The 26,959-nt window shown below is 39.4% G+C and carries 21 protein-coding genes; 18 read left to right on the top strand and 3 right to left on the bottom strand.

Going from position 1 to position 26,959, the window contains the following annotated elements; all coding sequences use genetic code 11:
- Window positions 1-160: 160 nt before the first annotated feature.
- From tagD to NST59_RS16585, 3 genes are all read left to right on the top strand, one after another.
- The gene (gene tagD / locus NST59_RS16595; protein ID WP_034281137.1) at window positions 161-550 is read left to right on the top strand and encodes a glycerol-3-phosphate cytidylyltransferase; all 390 of its coding nucleotides are present in this window, start codon (window positions 161-163) and stop codon (window positions 548-550) included.
- Window positions 551-645: 95 nt separating this feature from the next.
- Window positions 646-2,112 (top strand): alpha-glucosyltransferase N-terminal domain-containing protein, encoded by a 1,467-nt coding sequence (locus NST59_RS16590; RefSeq protein ID WP_126682378.1) that lies wholly within the window; start codon window positions 646-648, stop codon window positions 2,110-2,112.
- A gap of 43 nt (window positions 2,113-2,155) precedes the next feature.
- Window positions 2,156-4,435 carry a CDP-glycerol glycerophosphotransferase family protein gene (locus tag NST59_RS16585; protein WP_144491545.1) on the top strand — a complete coding sequence of 760 codons (2,280 nt, stop codon included), beginning with the start codon at window positions 2,156-2,158 and terminating at the stop codon, window positions 4,433-4,435.
- 108 nt (window positions 4,436-4,543) lie between these two features.
- On the opposite strand, the gene NST59_RS16580 is transcribed toward NST59_RS16585, so the two are convergent.
- Window positions 4,544-7,081: a glycosyltransferase gene (locus NST59_RS16580; protein ID WP_144491544.1), complete on the bottom strand. Its 2,538-nt coding sequence runs from the start codon at window positions 7,079-7,081 to the stop codon at window positions 4,544-4,546.
- 292 nt (window positions 7,082-7,373) lie between these two features.
- On the opposite strand from NST59_RS16580, the gene NST59_RS16575 reads away from it, so the two are divergent.
- Complete coding sequence (locus NST59_RS16575; protein ID WP_034281130.1) at window positions 7,374-8,201, top strand: ABC transporter permease; 828 nt, start codon at window positions 7,374-7,376, stop codon at window positions 8,199-8,201.
- 19 nt (window positions 8,202-8,220) lie between these two features.
- Window positions 8,221-9,822, top strand: a complete 1,602-nt coding sequence (gene tagH / locus NST59_RS16570) for a teichoic acids export ABC transporter ATP-binding subunit TagH (RefSeq protein WP_144491543.1) — start codon at window positions 8,221-8,223, stop codon at window positions 9,820-9,822.
- Between the two features lie 26 nt (window positions 9,823-9,848).
- Here the strand turns inward: tagH and galU are convergent, their stop codons facing one another.
- Complete coding sequence (galU, locus tag NST59_RS16565; RefSeq protein ID WP_008343198.1) at window positions 9,849-10,730, bottom strand: UTP--glucose-1-phosphate uridylyltransferase GalU; 882 nt, start codon at window positions 10,728-10,730, stop codon at window positions 9,849-9,851.
- A gap of 269 nt (window positions 10,731-10,999) precedes the next feature.
- On the opposite strand from galU, the gene wecB reads away from it, so the two are divergent.
- Window positions 11,000-12,139, top strand: a complete 1,140-nt coding sequence (gene wecB, locus NST59_RS16560; protein ID WP_228280134.1) for a non-hydrolyzing UDP-N-acetylglucosamine 2-epimerase — start codon at window positions 11,000-11,002, stop codon at window positions 12,137-12,139.
- Between the two features lie 32 nt (window positions 12,140-12,171).
- On the opposite strand, the gene tagU is transcribed toward wecB, so the two are convergent.
- Window positions 12,172-13,092, bottom strand: coding sequence for a polyisoprenyl-teichoic acid--peptidoglycan teichoic acid transferase TagU (gene tagU / locus NST59_RS16555; RefSeq protein ID WP_341040828.1), 921 nt, complete (start codon window positions 13,090-13,092; stop codon window positions 12,172-12,174).
- Between the two features lie 182 nt (window positions 13,093-13,274).
- On the opposite strand from tagU, the gene NST59_RS16550 reads away from it, so the two are divergent.
- The 12 genes from NST59_RS16550 (at window position 13,275) to tuaG (ending at window position 26,945) form a co-directional block, all read left to right on the top strand.
- On the top strand, window positions 13,275-13,598 hold the full coding sequence (locus tag NST59_RS16550; protein ID WP_039181853.1) for a hypothetical protein: 324 nt from the start codon (window positions 13,275-13,277) through the stop codon (window positions 13,596-13,598).
- Window positions 13,599-13,622: 24 nt separating this feature from the next.
- Window positions 13,623-15,731, top strand: a complete 2,109-nt coding sequence (locus NST59_RS16545) for a SpoIID/LytB domain-containing protein (protein WP_126682374.1) — start codon at window positions 13,623-13,625, stop codon at window positions 15,729-15,731.
- Window positions 15,732-15,754: 23 nt separating this feature from the next.
- Window positions 15,755-17,245, top strand: a complete 1,491-nt coding sequence (locus tag NST59_RS16540) for an N-acetylmuramoyl-L-alanine amidase (protein WP_039181847.1) — start codon at window positions 15,755-15,757, stop codon at window positions 17,243-17,245.
- A 202-nt stretch (window positions 17,246-17,447) separates the two neighbouring features.
- Window positions 17,448-18,047, top strand: coding sequence for a hypothetical protein (locus NST59_RS16535; protein WP_228280141.1), 600 nt, complete (start codon window positions 17,448-17,450; stop codon window positions 18,045-18,047).
- A gap of 199 nt (window positions 18,048-18,246) precedes the next feature.
- A complete protein-coding gene (locus tag NST59_RS16530) occupies window positions 18,247-18,906 on the top strand; it encodes a sugar transferase (RefSeq protein WP_034281119.1) in 660 nt (219 codons plus the stop codon).
- Between the two features lie 18 nt (window positions 18,907-18,924).
- Window positions 18,925-20,376, top strand: coding sequence for a teichuronic acid biosynthesis protein TuaB (gene tuaB / locus NST59_RS16525; protein ID WP_341040827.1), 1,452 nt, complete (start codon window positions 18,925-18,927; stop codon window positions 20,374-20,376).
- A complete protein-coding gene (gene tuaC / locus NST59_RS16520; RefSeq protein WP_126682371.1) occupies window positions 20,373-21,557 on the top strand; it encodes a teichuronic acid biosynthesis protein TuaC in 1,185 nt (394 codons plus the stop codon). The genes tuaB and tuaC overlap by 4 nt, the downstream gene beginning before the upstream one ends.
- 79 nt (window positions 21,558-21,636) lie before the next feature.
- Window positions 21,637-22,974 carry a UDP-glucose 6-dehydrogenase TuaD gene (gene tuaD / locus NST59_RS16515; protein ID WP_126682370.1) on the top strand — a complete coding sequence of 446 codons (1,338 nt, stop codon included), beginning with the start codon at window positions 21,637-21,639 and terminating at the stop codon, window positions 22,972-22,974.
- A 14-nt stretch (window positions 22,975-22,988) separates the two neighbouring features.
- Window positions 22,989-23,918: an NAD-dependent epimerase/dehydratase family protein gene (locus tag NST59_RS16510; protein ID WP_126682369.1), complete on the top strand. Its 930-nt coding sequence runs from the start codon at window positions 22,989-22,991 to the stop codon at window positions 23,916-23,918.
- A gap of 39 nt (window positions 23,919-23,957) precedes the next feature.
- Window positions 23,958-25,415, top strand: coding sequence for a teichuronic acid biosynthesis protein TuaE (gene tuaE / locus NST59_RS16505; protein ID WP_341040826.1), 1,458 nt, complete (start codon window positions 23,958-23,960; stop codon window positions 25,413-25,415).
- A gap of 72 nt (window positions 25,416-25,487) precedes the next feature.
- Window positions 25,488-26,165 (top strand): teichuronic acid biosynthesis protein TuaF, encoded by a 678-nt coding sequence (gene tuaF, locus NST59_RS16500; protein WP_047201880.1) that lies wholly within the window; start codon window positions 25,488-25,490, stop codon window positions 26,163-26,165.
- Between the two features lie 24 nt (window positions 26,166-26,189).
- Window positions 26,190-26,945, top strand: a complete 756-nt coding sequence (gene tuaG / locus NST59_RS16495) for a teichuronic acid biosynthesis protein TuaG (protein WP_047201879.1) — start codon at window positions 26,190-26,192, stop codon at window positions 26,943-26,945.
- The last annotated feature ends 14 nt before the right edge of the window (window positions 26,946-26,959 follow it).

Raw genomic sequence — 26,959 nt, 5'->3', positions numbered from 1 at the left:
GGAAATAGTTTGTCTTTACATTTTCTTAACCTTTTATAGGCGTTGTGATATAATGAAGTTCCGAAGAGCGAGAAAATGATCGATGATAATAGGATTACGGATAAACATTACTGCCCTAAAGCAGACGAATAAGGATGAAAGAAAGGAGTTTATGTTTGCAATGAAGAAAGTTATTACTTACGGTACATTTGATTTATTACACTGGGGGCACATTAAGCTGCTAGAACGTGCAAAGCAGCTTGGAGATTACTTAGTGGTGGCCATCTCTACAGACGAGTTTAATTTACAAAAATCAAAAAAAGCTTATCACAGTTACGAGCATAGAAAGCTGATTCTTGAAACCATTCGTTATGTAGACGAAGTTATTCCAGAAAACAGCTGGGATCAAAAAGTCCATGATGTGCAAGAGCATGATATTGATGTGTTTGTGATGGGAGATGACTGGGAAGGCAAGTTCGATTTCTTAAAAGAACATTGCGAAGTCGTTTACTTGAAGAGAACCGAAGGCATCTCGACAACCCAAATTAAAGAAGAAATTGCTGGACTTTAATAGATCAAAAAAGTACTTCTTATCTTTTGGTAAGAAGTACTTTTTCATGTAAAATACAATGAGTAAGTCAACAATATTATGAAGGAGAGCTTCCTTTGTTTCAAAATTGGATGAAGAAAAAAGTTGAAGACACATTTGATCAACCTGAACAACATGAAACAATGGCCTCAGTGGACATGCCTGATATGGACTACTACTTTATTATGGGCGATGTACCAAAACAGGATGAGAGCTTAACGAAGTCTTTAAAGGCAAGAATAGAACCATTAGTTGATCCACATAAACGTACTGCAATTTTAACTTTGAATTATGATGTAAATATGAAGGAACGTATTCACCGCATGGAAGAAATTTTTTCTCCTGAGGTTGAGATCTTGAATGTGTATGAACACTATATTCTACCGGAAAGCGGAAGTAAAAGACGTTACTCGGAATTTATTGTCGGTGAATCATCGCATTCGATCAATGAAGCCGTAATTCCAGCAGAAGAATCCAAGATTCAGGTGACGAGATATGAACGGTCTTCATCTCCCATTTGTTATATTGAACAGTATAATGAAGAGCGGCAATTGGTGAAAAGGGAAGAATATAATTGGCAGGGCGTTTTATGCAGAGTACAAAGTTTTGTTCCCCATACAGGTGCACTATACTTGGAGGAATTGATCAATGACGATGGCAGTATTTATATGGAGTTCATCTACCATGGAGATGTAAAAAAGAATCCAGTTCGGCATATTAATTGGTATAAAAAAACAGGAATTCAAACATTTACAAAAAAGACGGATATTAAACAATTATGGCTATCCAGCATTCAATCACAAAATGACCGTTTGAAATTGATGATTACAGAAGACCGGGATCAAGACCGCCACTTGTTTAAAATTGAGCAGCCTGAAACAACTTATTATGCTGCATTTGTGCATGACTCACATTATGAGGAAGAGCAGCATCAGCTGAAACCCCAATATGAAGAATTGTTTAAACAAATAAGAAAACAGCAAGTGGATGCCGTGTTCTTTGGGGATACTAAGCATAAAGAAGATGTCGAGAAGATTTTAGGAGAACAAGCCTATTTTTATATGATACCTTCTGATAAAATGTCGGTTTGGAATACAGCACTTCATCATATGCTCGAAAATCGTGAGCGTAAAGATGAACTAAGAAGGATTGTGGATTGTACAAAATGGATCTTGCGTGATCTGAGCTCTGAGAACCACGTTCTTCATCTTCAGCTTGAGTTAAAAGATGAAATGAGTCATGCGAATCATGTGCAAATCGATTTTGCAGGATATGATCGAGTGAATGGAGCTGAAATCATTTCTCAAACAATCGATGAAAACCTTTTAGTCAGCTTCCCAATTGGCCATTTTCAAACAAAGAAAAACATTGAAATCAACCAAACGAAATTTGTGGATTTTTACATTCGTTTTAAAACAGAAGAACTTCAAGAGGTGTTGCAGCGTCTAGAAATAGAAGGCGAGCTGCTTACGAATAAACCATCGTCCATCGATGGATGGTCATATCAAACGAAGCAAGGAAACTATTCTTGGAAAGTGAAATAGCCATATAACGGTAAGATTTCTGAACAGAGGAGATTAACGATTAATGATTGAAGAGGGAATTCATAAGAAGAAGAGTGTTGTTGAAGGGTTAAAAAATCACCATGAGAAACTAGAAATGCTGATTCGCATCGATGATGACATGCCATTAACAGATAGGGAATTTTATTTGTTTATGAGGGAAAGAGTATCAAAACAAGAGCTTTTCCTTCCGCTTGTTCATCAAGAAGAGAATCTATTCAAATTGGTATTGAGTGAATCATCGCTGCCGCTTGCGTTAGAGCAAGGCCAGACATATAACTTGTATGTCACGGACTATTTAAGCACAAACCAAGAAGAGGATGAGGACGAGCTTGAGGACTCAACTTATGATTCTGATTCCGAAGAAGAGGAAGAAGAAGTAAAAGAAGCAGATATCAATACAGATAATGTATCTGAAGAGAAAACGTCAAAGTATAAACGCCGTTTAAAAATGGAAGTAGAAAAGCCTGAGCTGACTTTTTTAGAAAATAAAGACGCCATGCTGTATATCATTCCATACCGCACAGACAAAGGGAATGCTTCTTTGAAAATCAAGCGTGAGCTAAAGGTTGTGAAATTCAATCAAATCGAGCTCAACAAAGGATGTATGTTATCTTTATCCGGGTATGCAGGTGTTCTAAGTGCAGAACATCCATATGAGATCAAAGAAGCAAAACTTCTATTGAAGAAAAATGGTGAAGAACCAATTGAACATCGTTTTCCGGTCAATATCACCCATATAAAAGATGAAGTGATCGAATACCGTGATGATCAACAGGTACCACAGCTTTATCAATTTTTAGCAGAAGTTCCTTTAGAGGAATTGACCTATTCCTTGAACAGACGCCTTGTATATCGCTTCTATCTTGAATTTATCTGCGATGTGAACGGAGTAGAGGAAACATTAACAACCACTTCTTTAGTACTTGGAGACCGCTCGAACAAACTCAAAGGACTTGTTCAAATTCATAAGCGAAACGATGTACCGATTCGATATGAAGTGTACCGAAAGAAAAAAAGACAAACGCTTGGCATCCGTATTAATGACTACACCATGAAAACACGTGCCAAGTATTACGTCAAAAGCAAGTGGAAGAAATTCAAAAAGAAGATCGGTAAAATCAAAAAAGTCCGTAACCGCCTTGTGACAAGAACGTTTAAAACGACCTTTAAACTGGCGAGTAAGCTGTCTGTGAAAAAGAAAACCGTTGTTTTTGAAAGCTTTAACGGAAAACAATTCAGTTGTAATCCGCGTGGTATTTATGAGTATATGAAAGAAAATCACCCTGAATATACGCTGATCTGGAGCGTTAAAAAGGGTCATGAAGCACCGTTTAAGGAAAAAGGCATCTATTATATCAATCGTCTGTCATTGAAATGGATTTTTGCGATGGCAAGAGCCGAGTACTGGGTCGTAAACAGCCGTCTGCCGCTATGGGTTCCAAAGCCAGATCACACAACATACTTGCAGACTTGGCATGGTACTCCGTTAAAACGACTGGCAATGGACATGGACGAGGTGCATATGCCTGGAACAAATACGAAGAAATACAAAAAGAATTTCACGAAAGAAGCATCGAATTGGGATTATCTCATCTCTCCTAATGCCTACTCGACTGAAATCTTTACACGTGCGTTCCAATTTCAAAAGACCATGATTGAGTCAGGATATCCGAGAAATGACTTCCTTCACAATCAAAACAATGAAGAAACGATGAGAGCACTGAAACAAAAAATGAACCTGCCGCTCGATAAAAAATTGATCTTATACGCACCGACATGGAGAGACGATCAATTTTATAAAAAAGGGCAGTACAAATTTGATTTAGACCTTGATCTGCATGAGCTGAGAGCTGCTATCGGAGATGAATATATTATCATTCTGCGTATGCACTATCTAGTTGCTGAAAACTTTGATTTAGGACCATATGAAGGCTTTGCCTATGACTTCTCTCATTACGAAGACATTAGAGACCTTTATATGATTTCAGATCTGCTCATCACAGATTACTCATCTGTGTTCTTTGATTATGCAAACCTCAAACGTCCGATGCTGTTCTATGTGCCAGACATTGAAACCTATCGAGACAAGCTCAGAGGCTTCTACTTCGACTTTGAACAAGAAGCACCTGGACCGCTTGTGAAAGAAACAGCAAGTGTTATTGACTGGATAAGAGAAACAGAACAGCCGACCTTTACACTACCAGAATCATTTGCACCGTTTTATGAGAAATTCTGTTACTTAGAGAGCGGAGAGTCATCGAAGCGGGTGGTTGAAGTAGTTTTTAATTCGGAACGCTTTTAATTGTTTTCTTATAGATAGAAAAACACCTTTGGAAGGTATCAAGTTCAATACTTGACCATTATCCAAAGGTGTTTTTAAATACATATAATTTATTCTGTATATAAGTGATTAATTAGTTTTTGTACAGACATTTTTGTAGAAGAGATCTAGCGCCTCGCTATTATACTTTTCATAATCAAAGGATTTTTGTTCCATACTATTCTGGATAAAATCAGACATACCATTAAATAGCGCAGTTTCATTATTATCAACTAATAATCCGTATCCACCCTCTAAGACGGAATGCACTCCAGTTACATCGGTAGCTATAATTGGTTTTTTTAGAATCATTGCTTCCATGAGAACCAAACCTTGTCCTTCATAATCTGATGATAAGACAAAACAATCACATTCATCTAGTAAAGAAAATGGATTTTCGAGTTGTCCAACAAAAAACACGCAATGTTCTAGATGTAATTTTTTTGTGTGATCTTTTAATTCTCTTTTTAAAGGCCCTTCACCCACTATATACAATACAGCTTTTGGGTATTGTTTGTGTAATTGTGAAAAAGCAGAAATTAATTTCTTTTGCCCTTTTTCAGGAGATAATCTTCCTATTGTTATAAAGTTGATATACTCCTTATTTGGAAGTGGTATCCCGGATAAATTAAGACCGATGGATTCGTTTTTATCATTTTGATAAGTAATTAAATATCTCTCATTATTAAATTCTATAATCTCTTTATTTTCTTTCATTTGAAGTACTTTGTTAGGCGAGATTACATTATTAACAAAAACCATTTTCTCTAAAGCATTAGGAATATAAGGGCTTAAATTCAAGTGATTTTCTATGTTAGTCGATTCGGCAACTGAAACAATTCTATCGAAGAACTTGTACAGTGAGAAAATTACTTTTAGGTTACCGCGATGTTTATATTTGTGGTTCACTTTCTTGTTATACTCTTTCATCATGTCAGCATGTAGGAAAATACTTTTGACTTTAAAATCTCCGAATGCTAAGAGAAGGGTCCAAAATTTGTTATATCCTCCAAAGTCTATTCCCACATCAAACTTCGTATTACCAATAATTCTCTTTAATTCTCTTTTGTATGAGTTTACTGGAGTGTATTTTAACATTTTGTTATTGTATATACCACGGCGGAAAATTAGATTCTGTTTATATGTTTCTATTAATGTTCTATTAACAAAACCTGGTCTATAAATAATATGAACATTAGGATGAAGTTTTTGTATGTTCATCCATTTATCCTTATGATAATTTGAGTTATCAATGACGACAACTTCATATTTGTTGTAATCAATCTGATCAAATAAATTAGTCGCTGAAACGGTTATACCATTATTGTAGAAGCCCCCACAATAAAAAAGTAATTTTTGTTTATTGCTTTCAACCTTGATTAATTCATCTTGATTTTTCCCTTTGAATATTATGTCAATGAGTCGATCAGTAGCATTTCCGTCATCATAAGAGCAGTATTCATCTAAAAACTCATTGTATTGACTTTCAAATTGTTTATTGAAGTTATTTAAACTGTTTAGTTGGCCTAGGCTGTCAATTAAATCAATTATACTTTCACAGATAGGTCCTGGAAGTTTGGTTATATCTATATAAAAACCTCTCTCTGATTCATATTCACGTAAGTCAGGCATATAGAAAAAGACAGGTCTTTTTAAAGGTAGGAAATCGAAAAAGATACTTGAATAATCTGTAATTAAAATGTCTATAGCCGATAAAAGTTCATTTGTATCAATCCAGTTTGGAACACAAAGATGTTCAAGACCGCTCTGTTTAAAAAATTTATAAGAAAAGTAATGGGATTTTAAAAGTACTAAGTAATCATCACCAAGCGCCTGCTGAATTTTCACAACTTCACTATGCAATGTATAGCAAGTATCCTCTTCGGCACCTATTGTTCCTCTCCATGTTGGAGCATAAAGAACAATTTTTTTATTAAAAGGTAAGTCTAATCTTTCTTTCACACTTTCACTGCTAGTGTTTAATGTTAAATCTACTCTAGGATAACCGATATTTGCAATTTTCCCGGCAAATATCCCAAATACATCATTTGATTTTAGTAACTTTTCATACGTAAAAGTATTCGGGCTAATAAGGTAATCACAATGAAGCAAATTTCTTTGGATATTTTTATGACCAGACATTGATCTTTTATTAAGATCCTTCCCTAAAGTTTTTAAAGGAGTTCCATGCCATGTATTAATATAAACTTGCTCGTCTCTTTTAATAAAATAAAAAGGAAATGACGTATCATTAACTAAATATTTAGAAGTTGCTAAATATTTTAGATATTCGTTACTATCAACTTTAACAAAGGAAATATTAGAAGTTTTCTGCTTTAATTCTGCAATCATTGGATCATTAAAATCATTAATGACCCAAACATGATGTAAATCTTTAAAAGTACTATCTTTCATCAAGCCTAGAAAAATTGCATAACAATTTCCAGAAATACTTTTGCCATGATAAGCTTCATATAGAATATAATTACTTCTTACTGGGTTTTTCTCTAAATAGGAGGTGTATTTACTTCTAATACGAAGTCGCGAATCTCTGGAAAATTCAATTAGTGGATCTAAAATAAATTTAATCTTTCTTGTAACGATTTTTTTGAATTGCTTGATTCTCATTAATGTTAAGCCCCTTCATGTAATATATATAATAGGAAAATGATATTTATTTTGGAAATGCAATTATCCTGATAATTATATTCTAATGGCAATTATAAAGCAATGATATAATAAGGTAATTAGTAACCTAGAATAGCTGAATATACCAGTGTTTGTTTTGATCAAATTTCCCTACTATTTAATATACTCATTCGATTTGAAAAGTGAAATATTTCTCAACATCTGTTACAATTATGAGCGGTGATTTTTTTAAAGAGGCAATCCCAAAAACTAATATCTAAGGAAGATTAGAATGAACGCATTGTTTACAATATTAAGAGAGCAGATCAGCTCACTTCCGCTGATTATGCGACTTGCTGTTTATGAAACAAAATCAAAATATCAGATGAATTATTTGGGTGTTTTATGGCAGTTTTTAAATCCATTAATGCAGATGCTGGCATACTGGTTTGTTTTCGGTATGGGTATTCGCGGAGGACAGCCAATTGCCATTGGAGACATGGAGGTTCCATTTATCATCTGGATGCTTGCCGGTTTAATCCCTTGGTTCTTCATTAGTCCGACGATTCTTGATGGATCAAACAGTGTGTTTAAACGCATTAATATGGTATCGAAAATGAATTTTCCGATTAGTGCGCTGCCTTCTGTGGTGATTATGTCCAACTTGTTCAGCTACTTTGTTATGATGGGTGTCTATCTGATTGTGCTGATTTCCTATGGCATATACCCTGACGCGCATTGGCTGCAATATATATACTATCTTATTTGTATGATCGCGTTTATGTTTTCGTTTAGTTTGTTTAATTCCACGATTAGTGTACTCGTGAGAGACTATCAATTTCTTTTACAATCTGTGACAAGATTACTTTTCTTTTTGCTGCCGATTTTTTGGAATATCTCAGAAAAGCTCACTGGAGACAAAGCGTGGATTGGGGACATATTAAGATTGAATCCTCTTTTCTACATTATTGATGGTTTTAGAAATAGTTTGTTAAAGGGAGAATGGTTCTTCCATGATGTCAAATACACACTTTATTTTTGGCTGATTACGCTTCTTCTTTTAACAGTCGGTTCATTGCTTCATATGAAATTTAGGGATAAATTTGTCGATTTTCTTTAAAAAGTAAGGAGATTATACGATGAAACTAAAGGTTTCGTTTCGAAACGTATCCAAGCAATACGTCCTATATAAAAAACAGTCGGATAAGATTAAAGGACTGTTTTTACCTAATAAAAATGAAAAAGGTTTCTTTGCTGTTCGTGATGTGTCCTTTGATGTATATGAAGGCGAGACCATTGGTTTTGTGGGGATTAACGGATCTGGGAAATCGACAATGTCGAACCTTCTAGCGAAAATCATTCCACCGACAAGTGGTGAAATTGATATGGACGGCCAGCCATCGCTAATTGCCATTGCAGCAGGGCTGAACAACCAATTAAGCGGAAAAGACAACATTCGTTTAAAGTGCTTAATGATGGGACTGACGAATAAAGAGATAGACGAACTTTATGAAAAAATCGTAGAGTTTGCGGATATTGGTGACTTTATTGACCAGCCTGTAAAGAGCTATTCAAGCGGAATGAAATCCCGTCTTGGTTTTGCCATTTCAGCACATATCGATCCAGATATCCTTATTATTGATGAAGCACTGTCTGTTGGAGACCAAACCTTCTATCAAAAATGTGTGGACCGCATTACAGAATTCAAAGAACAAGGAAAGACGATCTTTTTTGTCAGTCATTCTATTAGCCAAATCCAAAAAATTTGTGATCGGGTGGCTTGGATGCATTATGGTGAACTTCGTATGTTTGATGATACGAAAAAGGTCGTGAAAGAGTATAAGGAGTTTGTTGATTGGTTTAACAAGCTTTCCAAGAAAGAGAAACAAAAATATCAAATGGAACATAAGGAAGGCAGAAAAGGCGTACAAAAGACAGAAAAGGTGTCTCGTTATCAAGAGAACGGAAAACGGCGCTCATTGTTCGGACCCGCATTTCAAGTGACAGTTTTAGCGGCCTTAACGATTTTGCTTGCCTTATCAATGTTTTCAGATCGCCCGCTTCGTACACTTGCGACATTTGGTGTAATTTCATCAGATAAGGCAGAAGCGCCTCAGTCAAAGAACCCGCAGACGAAGGGGGCGCCCGATATGAAAAAGGTGGATCAACAGATGATTGTCACGGCTGACCCACTTAAGGTTTACAAAGACCAAGCCATGAAAAAAAAGGCTGATGTCACTTTGCCATTTGGACAAGCAGTACAGGCTGTGGCTGAAAATAAAAAAACCGTTCAAATTAAAACAGCATCAGAAAAGTATTTTGTTAAACCTGATGCGCTTCAAAATGCAGAGGATTTAAAGTCATTATCCATTGGACCAGGACAGTTTAATTCATATGTATCGCCTGCATCAGCAGGTTCATATGAGTATCTACTTTCTTTCCTTGGAAAAGAAGAATCTGTGCTAAAACAAAGAATGCAGACGCTGAGCTCGATCAAAAGTGATCAAGGAGATACGATTGAACGATTGACCACAGAGAAAACTGACTATGTCATTCAAAATGGTCAGGCAAACACCATTGTGTTTCGCGAGATTATGCCGATCTCTCCTTCCACACTTGGGTTGACAGAACAGAATGTCTGGATGAATGAGAAACAAACGAAATTCGCAGTGAAGGGCGAAAACAATCTGTTTGTCATTGATAATGAACAGCATACACTGACTATTTCAGTCATGAATTAAAAAAGCTGCCGATGTCGGCAGCTTTTTTAGTTCACTTCTTCTTTTTCGAGAAGCTGTTTCATAAATGGAATGAGTTTCTTTTTTAATTCTTCATCCTGAAGAGCAAACTCAAGCGTTGTTTCAATGAAGCCTTGCTTCTCGCCGACATCGTATCGTTTCCCTTCGAAATCATAGGCAAATACGCGCTGGATGTCATTCAGCTTTTGAATGGCATCTGTCAGCTGAATTTCTCCGCCTGCACCAATTTCTTGCTGATCGAGGTACATAAAGATCTCTGGTGTGAAAATATAGCGCCCTAAGATGGCTAGGTTCGATGGTGCTGTTCCTTGCGGCGGCTTTTCAACAAAGTTTTTGACTTGATAGCGGCGCCCTTCTTGTGTTAGAGGGTCGATGATCCCGTAGCGATGCGTATCGCTGTCTGCTACTTGCTGAACCCCGATGACAGATGAAAGGGTTTTTTCGTATTCATCCATCAGCTGGCGAAGCCCAGGTGTTTCGGCTTGAACAATGTCATCACCTAATAAAACAGCAAAAGGCTCATCACCGATAAAGTTACGTGCGCACCAAACGGCGTGACCGAGTCCTTTTGGCTCTTTTTGACGTATGTAATGGATGTCAGCAATGTTAGAGGATTTTCTCACTTTCTCTAAAAGCTCACTCTTTCCCTTTTCCTCAAGATTGCGCTCTAACTCTGGTGCAAAATCAAAATGATCCTCAATGGCTCTTTTCCCTTTTCCAGTGACGATAATAATGTCTTCGATTCCTGATTCAACAGCTTCTTCAATAATATATTGAATGGTAGGTTTATCAACGATTGGAAGCATTTCTTTAGGCATTGCTTTTGTTGCAGGGAGGAAACGTGTTCCGAGACCTGCAGCTGGTATAATGGCTTTACGTACTTTTTTCAATGAACTTTGCACCTTCCTTACATATAGAAAAAATGATTTGACTTCATTTTTCATCTTTCATAAAGTGTAACTTACAAATGATAGAAATGACAAATGATTTACGATAAATGCATGATCTGATTCAATATCTATTGTAAAGAGTTTGTGTAAATTTTTATGTTGAAAAGAGTAAAGGCGATGTAAAAATTGAAAATAGAATGATTAGGATTCGTTTCTATTCTTTTGTATAATACACTTATGATAAATGAGAAGGAAAGAGGCATCGACTATTGAAAACATTACATGTAATGACTGTATTCGGGACGAGGCCTGAAGCGATTAAAATGGCACCCCTTGTCCTTGAGCTAAAAAGACATCCGCAAATCAAATCCTCAGTCACTGTGACTGCACAGCATCGGCAAATGCTTGATCAAGTGTTGAAAGCCTTTAACATTCAACCAGATCATGATTTAAATATTATGAAAGAACGCCAGACATTATCTGAAATCACATCAAATGCACTTTTGAAACTAGATCAATTATTCCAAGAGGAAAAGCCTGATATTGTCCTTGTTCATGGAGACACCACTACAACCTTTGCAGGAAGCTTGGCCGCATTCTACCACCAAATTTCTGTCGGTCACGTTGAAGCGGGTTTAAGAACACACAATAAATACTCGCCGTTCCCTGAGGAATTGAACCGACAAATGACAGGCACGATTGCCGATATTCATTTTGCTCCAACAAATGAGGCGAAACAGAATCTTTTAATTGAAAATAAAAAAGAAGAGACGATTTGTGTGACGGGGAATACAGCGATTGATGCATTGCAAACAACGGTTACAGAGCAGTATCAACACCCTATTTTAGAGAAAATAGGAACAGATAAAATGATTTTGTTAACGGCTCATCGCAGAGAAAATCTCGGCCAGCCGATGAAAAACATGTTTAGAGCGATTAGACGTATTGTAGAAGAGTTTGAAGATGTTCAGGTTGTATATCCTGTACATTTAAACCCTGCTGTTCGTGATGCGGCTCAGACAGAATTCAGTGATCTTGATCGTGTGCACTTAATTGAGCCGCTTGAAGTTGTTGATTTCCATAACTTCGCTGCTGCCTCACACTTTATATTAACGGATTCTGGCGGTGTACAAGAGGAGGCGCCTTCTCTAGGGAAGCCAGTACTAGTGCTGCGCGATACAACAGAACGCCCTGAAGGTGTGAAAGCTGGTACGCTTAAGCTCGCGGGTACAGATGAAGAGACCATCTACAATATGGCAAAACAGCTGCTAGTCGATCAGAAAGAGTACGACAACATGTCGAAGGCGTCTAATCCATATGGTGATGGACAAGCGTCAAAACGAATTGTCGAAGAGCTTCTCCATCGTTTTGGATTAAGCGAAGAAAAACCAGTTCCATTTCAATCATAAAAAAAGAAGACTACATTTCTGTAGTCTTCTTTTTACTGCTCTAGACTTTCCTTCAATTCCTTCTTCACTTTAGCCAGACTGCTGTCATCAAGCTGGTAGTAATAAATGTTATTGATACGTGCGCCTGATCCTTTCAACTCGTGCTGCTCCACATGCTGTCTTGCATCACGATAATCATTCATCATCGTCCATATATCGTCAAATGACATGTTTGTCTTCATATTATTTTCCACGACTTTGAACATATCGCCGAATTTCGTAATAGATGAAATGTTGGCACCTTTTGCAATGATGCCTTCAATAACTTGGCGCTGTCTTTGCTGACGTCCGAAATCACCTTTTGGATCTTGCTTTCTCATTCTCGTATAGGCAAGGGCTTGATCCCCGTTCAGGTTAATCTCTCCTGTACCAAATGAGTGGCCATCATAGCTAAATGCAAACGTGCTGTTCACCGTAATGCCGCCAAGTGTATCGACAATATCCTTAAAGCTTTCCATATTGACTTTAACGAAGTAATCAACAGGTACATCAAGCAGTTCCTCTACAGTATCTGCTGCCATTTGTGTACCGCCGAATGCGTAGGAATGGTTGATTTTATCCATTGTGCCTTTTCCGACAATTTTCGTATACGTATCACGCGGGATACTCACCATCTCGGTCGTTTTCGTTTTCGGATTTACTGTCATGTATATTAATGTATCTGCACGGCCTCGGTCATTTTTTCGTTCATCGACACCCATGACTAAAATAGAAATCGGGTCTTTCTTATTTAAATCGACATCTTTGTCACGCTTATCTGACTTCTTTAAATTCTCCTGAATGCCTGCGACGGTCGATGCTGCTGTGTTCCAAAGATGATATGCGTATCCGCCAGTTGCTAATACGAATAAGCCAATAATCGATAAAACAATCCAAAGAACCTTTTTCTTCTTTCTTTTTCTTTCAGCTCTCATAATGTCCCTCACCTTTTCTATGATTCTTCCATGATTATAGGTTTACGAATCTTGATAAACAAGTTATTTTTTTACTCTGAACCTAGATATAGACGTTGTAACAAAAAAAAGGTTTCAAAAAACCTTAAATTTACCTTAAAATAATAAGTTATAAGACGATACAAAGACATGAGGTGAAAAAAATGAAGAAAATCGTCGTTTTACCGTTCTTAATACTGCTACTAGGTATCGTGCTCACTGCATGTGGAACGGCTGAGCAGTCCACAGGAGAAAACAAGACAAGCAGTTCAACTCCTCAGGTGCTGGAAGAGAAAGCTGAATTTATTGGAATGGCTGATGCACATACAGTCGAAGTGAAAAAAGTGAATACAACCTTAAGTTATGAATTTACGGATAATTTTAAAGATGTGTTAAATGAATTTAAACCAGGAGACACAGTAGAAATCTCTTACTTTATTAATGACAGTGGTCAAAAGGAAATCCAGAAGATTGAAAAACAGAAGTAAAAAAGATGGGCGGGATGAACAAAATTGAAGAAAACAGGCGTTACACTAATCGTTCTCATGATACTGACTCTACTAGTCGCACCCTTTCAGTCTGCCATGGCAAGCTCGGCAATTTCAGTGAAATTGTCTAATTATATCGGAAACAAAACAAGCATGGATATCTCAACAACTGGGGAATACAAGCTATCAGGATCAAATGTTGCTGTGACGAAAAGATATGACGGCAAAAATCGCTATGAAGTAGCCAATAGCATTGCATCTGCTGGCTGGAAAAATCCTTCAACTGTTGTCATTGTCAGTCGTGATGCATTTGATCATGCTATTTCTGTATCACCGTTAGCATACAAATTGGGCGCACCTATTTTGTATACGAATATTGAAAAACTGACGAAAACAACAGAAAACCAGCTGAAGAAAATGAAGCCGGATAACATTCTGATTGTCGGAAATACGAAAAGCATTTCAACAGCTGCTGAGAAATCTATTAAAAAGTATGGCAAAGTCAGACGTATTAGTGGAAAAGACAAGTTTGAAATCTCCCAAAAAATCGCTAAAGAAATGGGTAACTATAAGCAAGCTGTCGTTGTCGGCGGGAACTCATTTATGAATGGGATTGCCATTGCATCCTATGCATCGAGAAAGGGATACCCTATCCTGTTAACAAAAAAAGATTCCATTCCGTCTTATAGAATGCCAAGTAAAGTGATCATCATCGGCAGTACGAAAAGTACTGGACAAAAAGTTGAAAATCAAATCAAAAAAACCTCACAGGTGACAAGAATCAGCGGTGCCAATCGCTATGAATTATCTGTGAATATTATAAAGAAATTAAATATTAATGCAGATAAAGTTTATTTGGCGAAAGCTTCGAGCTATATTTATGCTATGCCGCTGTCGCAATTGGCTGCAAAATCTAACAGTACCGTTGTGTATGTGAAACCCGATTCTGTCACAGCGTCTTTAAAAGCACTGTTGAAGGAAAAAGGTACATATGCTTATCATCTTGCGGGCAGCACAAGTGCGATTAAAGATAGCTTGAAAAATTCCTTAGCCAAACAAGTTTATCTGAAAAAAAATCAAAACTACCAATTGAATATTTCTAACGGAAAAATTTCATTAAAAGGCATAAAAACGTATAGCACAGTAAGAGTTGTTCCTGAGAAATATTCAACAAAAAATGTCCTTCAAATTGCAGGAAAGCCGTATTTAGGCAGCGTAAACTTTGCAATTGAATCAGGGTATATCAGGCCGACTCTCGAAAATATTCCATTTGAAGACTATCTAAAAGGCGTAGTGCCTAATGAAATGCCTGCAAGCTGGAATGTTGAAGCGTTAAAAGCACAGGCAGTTGCCGCTAGAACGTATTCTGTGAAAAGTATTGGAAAAGTCGTCCCTGATACAACAGCCTTCCAAGTCTATGGAGGATATAACTGGTACACAAATTCGACAAAAGCTGTCGATGCCACAAAAGGAAAGGTTCTGAAATACAACAATCAACTCATTTCAGCAACCTATTACTCTAGCAATGGCGGTTATACAGAGGCAAGTGAAGAAGTATGGGGAAATGCACTGCCATACTTAGTGGCCAAAAAGGATCCAAAAGATCCAGTCAATCCATGGACACTGAAACTCTCTAAAAAACAACTGAGCACGACATTGACTGCTAGCACAGCAGCATCTCAATGGTCTAAGGCAAAAGAGACAAATGCAGCTGACCTTGCTGGCCTGAAATCATGGCTGCTTAAAAACAAAGAAACTGCTGCATCTGATATGAAAATCGCATCCATCTCAAGCCTGACGTTCTCAGGGAAAACAAAAGGCCAGCGTGCGAAGACGGTATCGATCAAACTGACATACCATCTGAAAAACAAAACAGGCACATATTCGGTGAACAAAAGCACAACGGCAAGTATGAAGATGACCGAGTTTCGATCAGTCATGGGCGCAACAAAAGTGAAAAGCACGTTTGCGTCAGTCAAAAACAACACAAATGACTTCACGATTTCAGGAAAAGGATATGGCCACGGCATTGGTATGAGCCAATACGGAGCCAAAGCGAGAGCTGAATCTGGAAACTCATATTCTTCCATACTCTCGTTCTACTATCCAGGTACAAAACTAACAAACTATTAAAGGGTAAAAGGAGGACATAGAAGATGCGCTCATTGATGAAAACAGCCATCCTCAGCCTCATCGCTATTTTCGTTATCGTTCCAACAGCTTTGGCAGACAATTCAGTCTCACGAATTGATGGCGGTAGCAGATATGCTGTAGCGGCAAACGTAGCGAAAAAAGGATGGGGAACTGCAAGTACAGTCGTTTTAGTAGGGAAAACTGCGTATGCAGATGCAACAGCAGGAATTCCACTTGCACATCAAAAAAATGGACCAGTTCTTTACACAAACAGTAAAAGCCTTTCGGGTGATACAAAGAAAGCCTTAACTTCATTAAAAACAAAAACGGTGATCGTTTTAGGCAGCACATCAAGTGTGTCAAACAACGTGGTCAATCAAGTGAAGAAAATGGGCATCTCCACACAGCGTATTTCAGGAAAAAACCGATATGAGCTATCTGCTAATATCGCGAAAAAAATGAAAAAGCCAGCAGGCGTCGTTGTCGTTGAGGGTTCTTTCTATGCACATGGGATTGCAATTGCACCTGTAGCCGCTCAAAAAGGATTCCCGATTCTATACACAGATAAAAAGGGACTTCGTTCTGAAATCGCTTCTGTTGCAAAAGCAAGCAATGTCAAACAAACCATTGTAGTCGGCGGAGAGAACTACGTCACAAAAGCAGCTTATAACCAATTGAAGTCTCCAACACGAATCAAAGGATCGACTCGTTATGATGTCGCGGCAAATATTGTGAAAAAATACAATATGAGCGTCAATAATACCTATGTAGGAAGAGGATTTGGCTATGCCACTTCATCTTCTGCTGCTGGCATTGCGGCGAAGCAAAACAAAGCATTGCTTCTAACGAATGAAAAGACGCTGCCAAAAGTAACAAGAGCAACAGTGAGCAGCAAGAAAATCACTAAATTTACTGTTGTAGGCAGTACAAATACTGTCACTCCAACTGTTGTAAACCAGCTGAAAAACCCGGCTGTTGGGAAAAAAGTATTCATTGATCCAGGTCATGGCGCGCATGATTCAGGAGCTGTAGGTTACGGATTATATGAAAAGAATTTGAATTTAGACGTAGCAAAGCGTTTAAATACGAAATTAAACAACGCTGGTGCACTTGTGACCATGTCAAGAACATCAGACACATTTGATAGTCTTCAAACACGAGTGAGCAAAGGTGCCAATGCGAAAGCGGATATCTTCATTAGTGTCCATGCGAACTCAAATGATAACAGCAGTGCAAATGGAACAGAAACATACTATGACAAAACATATGCGGCTGCAAACAGCCTGAAGCTGGCGCAAAACATCCAGCCAAAAATGGTTAGTGCACTAGGGACAAGAGACCGTGGTGTGAAAACAGCTGGCTTCTACGTCATTAAATATTCTAAGATGCCGAGTGTTCTTTTAGAAACTGGTTTTGTTTCTAGTCCAGTTGATTCAAACATCTTGAAATCTGCTACGTATAAAGATCGTTTAGCGTCAGGTATTTCAAGCGGTGTGTCAGGTTATTTTAGATAAGAAAACACAAACCTGAGGGGTGCCTCAGATACTCCTCTTAGGCTGCTCGAGTAAGAACTCGGCAGCCTTTTTTTAAAAGTCCACGAAGAAACATTGTCAAGTTAAAAATACATTTCATTTTTGGCTATGTTTGTTATAATTGAAACATAGAAGGTGAATGGTTTACGCATAAATCTTCAGCAAACCGACAAATCATGAAGAGGTGACGATCTTGAAAAAATTAATCACAATGCCGTTTCTAGTATTGCTTCTAGGAGTATTGCTCACAGCGTGCGGCACAACAAATCAATCAAGCGATAACAAAAAGGATGACAGTCAAAAAGAAACAACTGAAGCAACCGATCAAAACAAAGATAAGGCTGCAGACGAAAAATCAGAAGATGATCAATCATCAAAAAATGAAAAATCAGATGATCAAAGCAAAGAAACAGCTGCTCAAACAGAAGAACCAGCAGGTCAATCTGATGAAGAAGCAAAAGACAGCTCAAGCAAAGAAATTACAAAAGAAGAACCTGCTAAAGACCAATCAAAAACTGACTCAAAATCTGACTCTAAAACAAAGAAAGAATCAACAACTAGTAAGAAAAATGAAGTCACCAAAGAAGGCACATATGTCGGTTTGGCTGATGGACATACAATTGCTGTCAACATTGATGGAAAAGAAGTAGCGATTCAATTCGGAAATACCTTTTCTAAACAAGTGAACAGCTTAAAAGAAGAATCAAAAGTAAAAGTAACCTATACAAAAGATGCAAATGGAACACTTCGATTGAAAACGATCGAATCTGTAAAAGCAAAATAAAGAAAAGACCCGGAGACCCGCAGAATTGCGGGTCTTTTTTACGTTGAAAAGGGCATAACTTGATATAAGTGCACATTCTTAACACAGTTTTACAAGACTTAACAACCCATTTACATTTGCTTAATGTTGCTCTGCTAAACTGACTTTCATAGAACATCTCTTTACACAACAACTACTTTGAATGGTGAGGTGCAGGTCAGTGAGTGCAGAGAAAGCGATGAATCTTTACAGAGAATATGAAGTGAGACGAAATCACTCTTTTGCCTTAACAGAACATATGGTTCGTTATTTATTTGCAAAACGTTTCATAGATTTAATGTTCTCGTTCATCGGATTGATGTTGAGTACGCCAATCATTTTGCTGTTTGCTCTTTTGATTAAGCTGGAAACACCAGGGCCAGCCTTTTATATGCAGGAAAGGGTCGGGAAAGACGGTGTTTACTTTAAATTATGGAAGCTCAGATCGATGAGAACTGACGCAGAAAGCGGAGGAGCAAAATGGGCTCAAAAAAATGACCCGCGTATCACCAAAGTGGGGGCATTCATCCGTAAAACAAGAATTGATGAACTTCCGCAATTTATCAACGTGTTAAAAGGAGAAATGAGTATCGTAGGTCCTCGTCCGGAAAGACCGATGTTTACCGCAGAATTTAATCGGACGATTCCAGGCTTCACAAAAAGATTGGCAGTAAAGCCGGGGCTGACAGGTCTTGCTCAAGTAAATGGCGGATATGAAATGAGTCCAAGTGAAAAATTAACACATGACTTACAGTATATTCAAAACTTGACATTTTCTCTCGACACGAAGATTATGGTAAAAACGTTAAAAGTCATCATGACTGGTGACGGAGCCAGATAAGTAAAGTAGGGAAGAGAAATGGCAAGTATAAAAAAACGCATGCTAGGCGGGGCAAAATGGACAAGCTTGTCCGCATTGATCATCACCATCATCCAAATTGCACAGTTCGCCTTTTTAGGGAATGTGATGTCACTCAAGGAATTTGGACTCGTTGGCATGATCACAACTGTCACAATATTTACGCAGATTTTACTTGATCTAGGAATTGGGGCAGCGATCATTCAAAAGGAACAAACGACAGAACGTCAATTATCTACATTATATTGGATCAACTTGCTCACAGGGATTATCTTGTTTTGTCTGCTCATCCTGCTAAGCCCAATGATAGCCGCTTTTTATAACCGGCCAGAGCTAGAGGGTCTGCTCAAGCTATTATCGATCATGTTTCTGATTGCACCGATTGGCCAGCAGTACCAGTATATGATGCAAAAAGACTTAGCCTTTAAAACATTAAGCACCATTGAAGCTATTGCGACCATCATATCGCTGCTCGTTTTACTCGTTTTCGCCTTCTTCATGAATCCGATTATCGCCTATGTCATTTCTCAAGTGCTGCTGCAATCAGGAAAAGGTCTCATGTATGCAGCGGCTTATTGGAAGAAGTGGCGTCCAGCACCTGTTTTTGCATTAGGAGAGGTGAAGGAATTTTTCTCATTCGGTGCATTCCAGCTCGCATCCAGACTGGTCAACCGAGCAGGATCAAACATCGACATGATTTTAATCGGCCGATTTCTTGGAGCGGAGGCGTTAGGTATTTACAGCTTGGCGTATCAAATTGTGACGATACCCGTACTGAAGATAAATCCGATTGTGACGAGAGTGGCTTTCCCAGTTTTCGCAAAAAGTCAGCGTGATCACTCCATGCTGCGTGAGGGCTTCCTCAGTATGACAAATATGCTCGCATTGGTTAGTTTTCCATTATTAATCGGCCTTGCTGCCGTATCAGACAGTTTTATAGAAGTCGTGTTTGGAGAGAAATGGCTAGTAGCGGTTCCGGTTTTAAATATATTGTGCATTGTCGGCCTGCTGCGTGTGTTGATGAATCCAAACGGTTCCATACTTCTTGCAAAAGGGAGAGCGGACTTAGCCTTTTATTGGGATACGGGGATGCTCATCGTGTATGGCTACTCATTATATGCAGGTGTCATGACAGGCAGTCTGCTCACAGTAGCTTGGATTTACTCAGGTGTCAGCCTGCTCAACTTTATTGTCGGTAGATGGCTCATGGCATATGTCATTCAGCTTGATATGAAGGTGTATTTAAAATCACTTGGAAAGCCTGCTATCATGACACTGCTTATGGCGATCTGTGCGATAGCTTTACATCAAGGAATGAAGCTGACATCAGCAGATATTTCACTTCAATTACTTCTGACTGTTTGTGTCAGTGCTGCATTGTATGGCTTGTTGCTCATCAAAATGTATCCCCAGGCTGCAGGCAAATTATTGAGAAGAGGTCGTTCGTCATGAAGGTACTATGGCTGACAAGTGTATATCCTAGTGAAAAACATCCGAGTGAGGGCGTATTTCATGAAACGCAAGTCCAGGAGCTGCTCAAACAAGGAATAGAAGTGACTGTCATTTGTCCTAATCCAGAGAATCCGCCGGTTTTACGGATGCTCAAGGCATCCTATAGGCAGAAAAAAGAGCTGCCTGAACAGGAAGTGCGGAACGGAGTGACAGTTTACAGACCGTCTTATCGAGCGCTCCCTGGACAGCTGAAATGGGCACAGCCGAGTAAACGAATAGCGGCTTCCGTTCTCCGGGCAATGCAGCATCATCAGCTGTCACCAGATTTCATCCATGCGCACTTTGCCATGCCGTCTGGCGGAGCGGCGGCTGTCATTCAGAAAGAAACGCAAATCCCTTATCTTCTGACCTTACACGGCAGTGATGTGAACGTATATCCGAGCTATAGCAAAGGGGCACAGGCAGCCTTTGAAACGGCGGTGAAGCAGGCGTCTGTTGTTCTGACGGTGAGTGAGGAGCTCGCTAAAAAGACAAATGATATGACGAAGGTAGAAGCAAAATGTCTTCCGCTTGGTATACCGCTCCAATCATTTTCAAGAACGGAAGAAGATCAAAAAGGCATCAGAAAGCACTTAGGTTTACCGCTTCAAGATAAGCTCGTTGTTTTCGTCGGGCGTTTAGTGAAAGAGAAGGGCTTGCTTGAATTAGCTGATGCTGTCAGCAGCATGGATGGTGTGAAAGCAGTCTTTGTCGGAAAAGGCCCCCTTGCAAAGGAGCTCACGGAACGGGCGGGAGCATCTATCATACTTCCAGGGCAGGTGCCGAATGAGCAGGTAAGAGACTACTTAATGGCAGCTGATCTGTTTGCACTCCCTTCCTACAGTGAAGGAATGCCAACCGTCGTTCTAGAAGCGCTCGCTTTAAAAGTACCTGTCATTGCAACACGGGTTGGCGGTCTCCCATCCTTATTTTCTACCTATCAACACCTGCTCGTTGAACCACGTTCGGCGAGTCAGTTGAAAGAGGCGATTCACGCCTGCCTTTATGAAAACAGATGGAATGAGCAAGTGAAAAGCGATCTTCATGAAATGGTTCATACAGAATATTCATCAGAACATAATGCGAAGCACCTCATTCAGCAATATGAGAAGGTGCTCAATCAATCAACATCCATCGTTTAAACAAGATGAAATGTGCAAAGAATGATAGATAGATAAACAGCTTGGAACGGACAATATGCTTTTACTGAGAGGATGAAAAATGTTGAAGAAAATTGCTGTGATTGGAACAGGGTATGTCGGGTTAGTATCGGGTACTTGTTTTGCTGATATCGGAAATCGTGTCATCTGCTGTGACATCGATGAATCAAAAATCAACAGCTTAAAAAGTGGTGTCGTTCCCATTTATGAACCAGGTTTAAAGGAATTGATTGAAAAGAATACAGAAGAAGGAAGACTGTTTTTTACAACGAATATTCCTGCCGCTATTAGGGAATCAGAGATTATCTATATTGCTGTAGGGACACCGATGACACCACAAGGGGAAGCAGATTTAACGTATGTGAAAGCCGTCGCTCAAACGATCGGTGAACACCTGAATGGCTATAAAATCATCGTCAATAAAAGCACAGTGCCCGTTGGAACAGGCCGTCTCGTTCAAGCCATTGTGGAAAAGGCATCGCGCAGCAAATATCCCTTTGACGTCGTATCCAATCCAGAGTTTCTCCGAGAAGGCTCTGCAATTCAAGACACGATGAATATGGAGCGGGCGGTCATTGGTTCAACAAGCACTCATGCTTCCACTACCATCAAAAGGCTGCATGATCCGTTTCAAACAGAGGTTGTGGAGACCAACTTAGAAAGTGCTGAAATGATTAAGTATGCTGCAAATGCCATGCTTGCCACAAAAATCTCTTTCATTAATGACATTGCAAATATTTGCGAAAGGGTAGGCGCTGACGTTGAAAAAGTCAGTGAAGGAGTTGGATTAGACAGCCGCATCGGGCATAAATTTTTAAAAGCAGGCATTGGATTTGGGGGTTCTTGTTTTCCGAAAGACACAATGGCTCTTCTCAAAATTGCCGAAACATCCGGGTATCGGTTCAAGCTGATCGAATCTGTCATTGAAACGAACAACAACCAAAGAGCCCACCTTGTCAGCAAACTGATGAGTGTGTTCGGTGATATTAAAGGAAAAACCATTTCTGTCTTAGGTCTTGCATTCAAACCGAATACGAATGATATGCGTTCCGCACCTGCATTAGATATTATCCCAATGCTGAGAGAGCTAGGTGCTTTTGTAAAAGCCTATGATCCGATTGCTTATATGGAAGCTGAGCGGGAGCTTGGTCCGCAGGCGGTTTTCAGCAATGACCTGTATGAAACAGTAAAAGATACGGATGCCTGTCTCATTCTAACAGAATGGGACGACGTACAGAAGATGGATAAAGATCAGATCAAGCAGCTGCTTCGTTCGCCAATTGTAATTGATGGAAGGAATTTGTTTGATCCAGCAGAAATGAAAGAGAGAGGATTTATTTACCAGTCTATCGGCCGCCCAAGTGTATGGGAAGCAGAATTGGTATCGAAGGCACAATAACAGGGGGAGCTTGGATGAAGAAAGTATTGGTTACTGGGGGAAGCGGATTTATTGGATCACATACGGTAGAGGCTTTACTAGAAAAAGGCTATGAGCCCATCATTCTTGATAACTTTTCAACTGGATCTCGAGAAAATATTGCCCATCTTTCCGTGCAATGCATAGAGGCAGATGTCACAAAGCCAGCGACGATTGATTTGATCAAACAAATCGCGCCGGATTATATTATTCATCTTGCAGCACAAGTAAGTGTAGCCATTTCCGTTCAGGATTTCGTTTTTGACGAAGAGGTCAATGTCAAAGGATCTCTGCACGTCATGAAAGCTGCGGCTGAAGCAGGAGTGGAAAAAGTCATCTTTGCCTCATCAGCAGCTGTCTATGGAGACCCGGTGTATCTGCCAGTAGACACCGCTCACCGGCTGAAGCCTGGTTCACCTTATGGCTTAGCAAAACTGACAGTAGAGCGGTATTTAGAAATAGCAAAATCACTTTATGATGTGGACTATTGTATTCTTAGGTACAGCAATGTATATGGTCCGCGCCAAGACGCACTTGGCGAAGGCGGTGTTGTCTCTATTTTCTCTGATAAGTTTGCAAAGGATGAGGCCCCTTTTATCTTTGGAGATGGGGAACAAACAAGAGACTTTATCTATGTGGGTGATCTAGCGGCAGCGAATGTTGCGGCATTAACAGCCCAATCAAACGTTTGTTTAAATATTTCGTGTGGTCATTCCATCACTGTGAATGAACTGTTTCAAACGATGAAACGGGTAACAAGATCACAGCTTGAACCGATTTACAAACCGCAGCGTGCAGGAGATATCGTGCATAGTACATTAGCAAATGAGGAAACGAAACAAGTCTTAGCTTGGGAGCCTGTTGTGAGTTTACAGGAAGGTTTGGCTCGTACCATTTCCTACTATAAACAGGAAGTCAAGGCTTAATCCCTCAAATCGGATGGGTTGCTTAGGAGGAAAATGGGTATGAGCGTGAAACAAACAGCATGGCAAATCATGATCGGATGTATATTATTTGCAGCAGGGGTAGGACTTGTACAAATGGCGTCTGCGCAGCCCATCGGGTTAAAAAAGATCGTCGCTATTCCGGTCCTGCTTTTGATCCTGACGGCTTTTCTCGTGTTAATGAAGCTATACATGAACGGTGAGCAAGTGTTCATGTCAGCCATTTATCTTTTAATTGCAATGACCTTTCTCAACAACGCTTTCTTTTCAATTAGTGCTGGGTTCTTTAGTCTTTTTCTCTACCGTATTATGCTCATTGCTGCCTTTGCATTATTCATATGGCGGATGAGAGATAAGGGGACGTACATATCGCAGTGGCAGCAGATTCGTGTAAAAGGGATTCTTGGTTTTTTCGCTGCATGGTTTCTTTATGGGCTCATCTCACTGCTGTGGGCTCATTCGGTGACAGACGGTCTCAAATATATGTCCCTGCTTGCGATGGGGGTGGGGTTTGTCTTTCTTGTGGTCATGTACATCCAGCGAATGGATCAAGTGGTCACCTTTTATAGCATTTGGCTCGTCATGACTGTATTTGTCATGGGGATAGGGTTTTATAATCACTTTACTTTGAACCATTTACCGAATACTTCATTATATCTTGGGCCGGCGTATAAACAGCACTATCCTACAGCTGTCTTTTTTAATCAAAATGATTTTGCGACGTTTTTATCGATTAGCTTTTTCTTATATTTAGCGTGTATGCGACAAATGAAAAATGGTTATATCAAAGCATTTGGATTATTTGGCGCCATTGCAGCACTGTATCTCATTTTGTTAACAGAATCCCGCGCGAGCCTGCTTGGCATATTTGCAGGAGTCGCCATCTATGTGTGGCTGCTCATGCCGCGCTTTCTCAGAAAGTGGTCACTCATCGCAGCAGGCGGACTTGGTGTCATCTGTATCGTTGTTTTTTCAGCCAAGATTTATTCAGTCTTTTATGACTTGTTTCTCGCTTCTCAGGTCGCGCATTCTTTTAGTGAACCACTCCCATCCAACATTGCGAGAGCGAATTTGATCAAAAATGCATGGCATTTCTTTACGGATTCATACGGATTTGGTGTCGGAGCGGGGAATGTGTCTTACTACTTAGCCCACTTTTCAATCTTTGATACAGATCAAGTGGTTGAAGTGCACAATTGGCTGCTGGAAGTGATGACGAACTTTGGATTTGCGGTCATGCTGGGCTATATCTCCGTCTACGCTTATCTCATGTTCACGCTGTATAAACAATATCAATGGGCTGACACAAGATCAGCAAAAATGATCATTGAAGGTTTGTTCGCTGCCATGCTGAGCTTTCTCGTTTCAAGTATCAGTCCTAGTTCTGTCTCGAATTTATATTTCCACTGGGTCTTTTTAGGACTCGTGATCGCAGCGGTGAATATGTTGAAAAACAAACAGCGGTTTAAGACTTGGTAAACCGTGTGTGATGCTGCGCTGGTATGGCTACACTAGTGAAAAAGCAAATACGTCAATGTTGGGAGAATGAACATGTCTGGTTTCATATCTAGAATAGGGAAGCGAATCAAAAAGTATATCGTATGGCTCGTGCTGCTGCCTGTCGTATTAGGCGCTTTTGGATTCTTTTTTGCCAAAGGAACAACGCAGCAGTCTAGTTACACAGCTGCTGTTACTCTCACGCTTGGTAAATATGATGACGGAGTGTATAACAATATAGCTGAAGTGACATCTCTATTAAAAAGCGATGCATTTTTGAATGAAGCACTCAGTGACATCAAAGAAGAAGAAAGGCAGGATGTGAAAAGCCGCCTCATCCTCACCAATCAATCAGATACACAATTACAGCTGTCCTTCACAGATGCTGAGAAGGATCATGCTTTAGCTGTCGTGAAGCAGGTGTCAGATACATTTCTGAAGCAAGACAAAGCATTATTTACAAAAAGGCAGCAGGTGATTGAAAGTAGATTATCTGCTTTAAAAGACGAATCTGTCAGCAACGATTCCAAAGTAGATAAAGAACGATTCCTATATGAATTGGAGTCTACAAAGCTTGGAATGAAGCAGGCGAAGATTGTGGATCCTGCTCAAGTTCTTGATGAAGGCAATAAAGGCATGTCAGCGAAAAAACGTGCACTGCTTGGACTTGTCATTGGCTTTAGTATCTCGCTCATGTTTGTGGTCTTGCCCGAAGTGTTCAAAGAATCTTAATGATGAACTGGAGATGAGTCTTAGGTGAACAATCAACCGTTAGTATCAATCATTACACCGGCCTATAATGCGGAACGTTATTTAACGGATACAGTTCATTCCGTCCTTGCCCAAACTTATTCCAATTGGGAACTGATCATCGCAGATGATTGTTCAACAGATGGAACAAGGAAGCTGCTTGGGGACTTAAGTGAAGCAGACGACAGAATCAACGTCATTTATTTAGAGAAAAATGGGGGAGCCGCCATCGCTAGAAATACAGCCATCAAAAAGGCAAAAGGCCGCTTTATTGCTTTTTTAGACAGCGATGATAAGTGGAAAGAGACGAAGCTCGAAAAGCAGGTAGACTTCATGCTGACAAACGATTATGCCTTTACATTCACGGCATATGATATTATCGCAGAAAATGGAGAACCATTAGAAAAAACCGTCACTGCACCAGCAAGATTAACTTATGATGAAGCTTTGAAAAATACCATTATCGGCTGTTTAACGGTGATGCTTGATGTACAGAAGATCGGACATATAGAAATGCCGAACATCCGCACAAGACAGGATTTAGCAACGTGGCTGTCCATATTAAAAAGAGGATTTACAGCCTATGGTATGAGTGAACCGCTCAGTGAATACCGCATCGTTGGGAACTCGATCTCTAGTAACAAGTGGAAAGCAGCGAAAAAAACGTGGTTCGTCTACAGAGAAATTGAGCAGCTTCATTTTGTCAAAGCATCTTGGTGTTTTATGCACTATGCGACAAATGCTGTGAAGAAGCGCTTATAAAACAGAAGGGAAAA

Origin of the sequence: Bacillus sp. FSL R5-0439 (assembly GCF_038008805.1) — a bacterium.
GTDB classification, from domain to species: Bacteria; Bacillota; Bacilli; order Bacillales; family Bacillaceae; genus Bacillus; species Bacillus safensis.
This window is presented reverse-complemented; position numbering and strand designations above follow the sequence as displayed.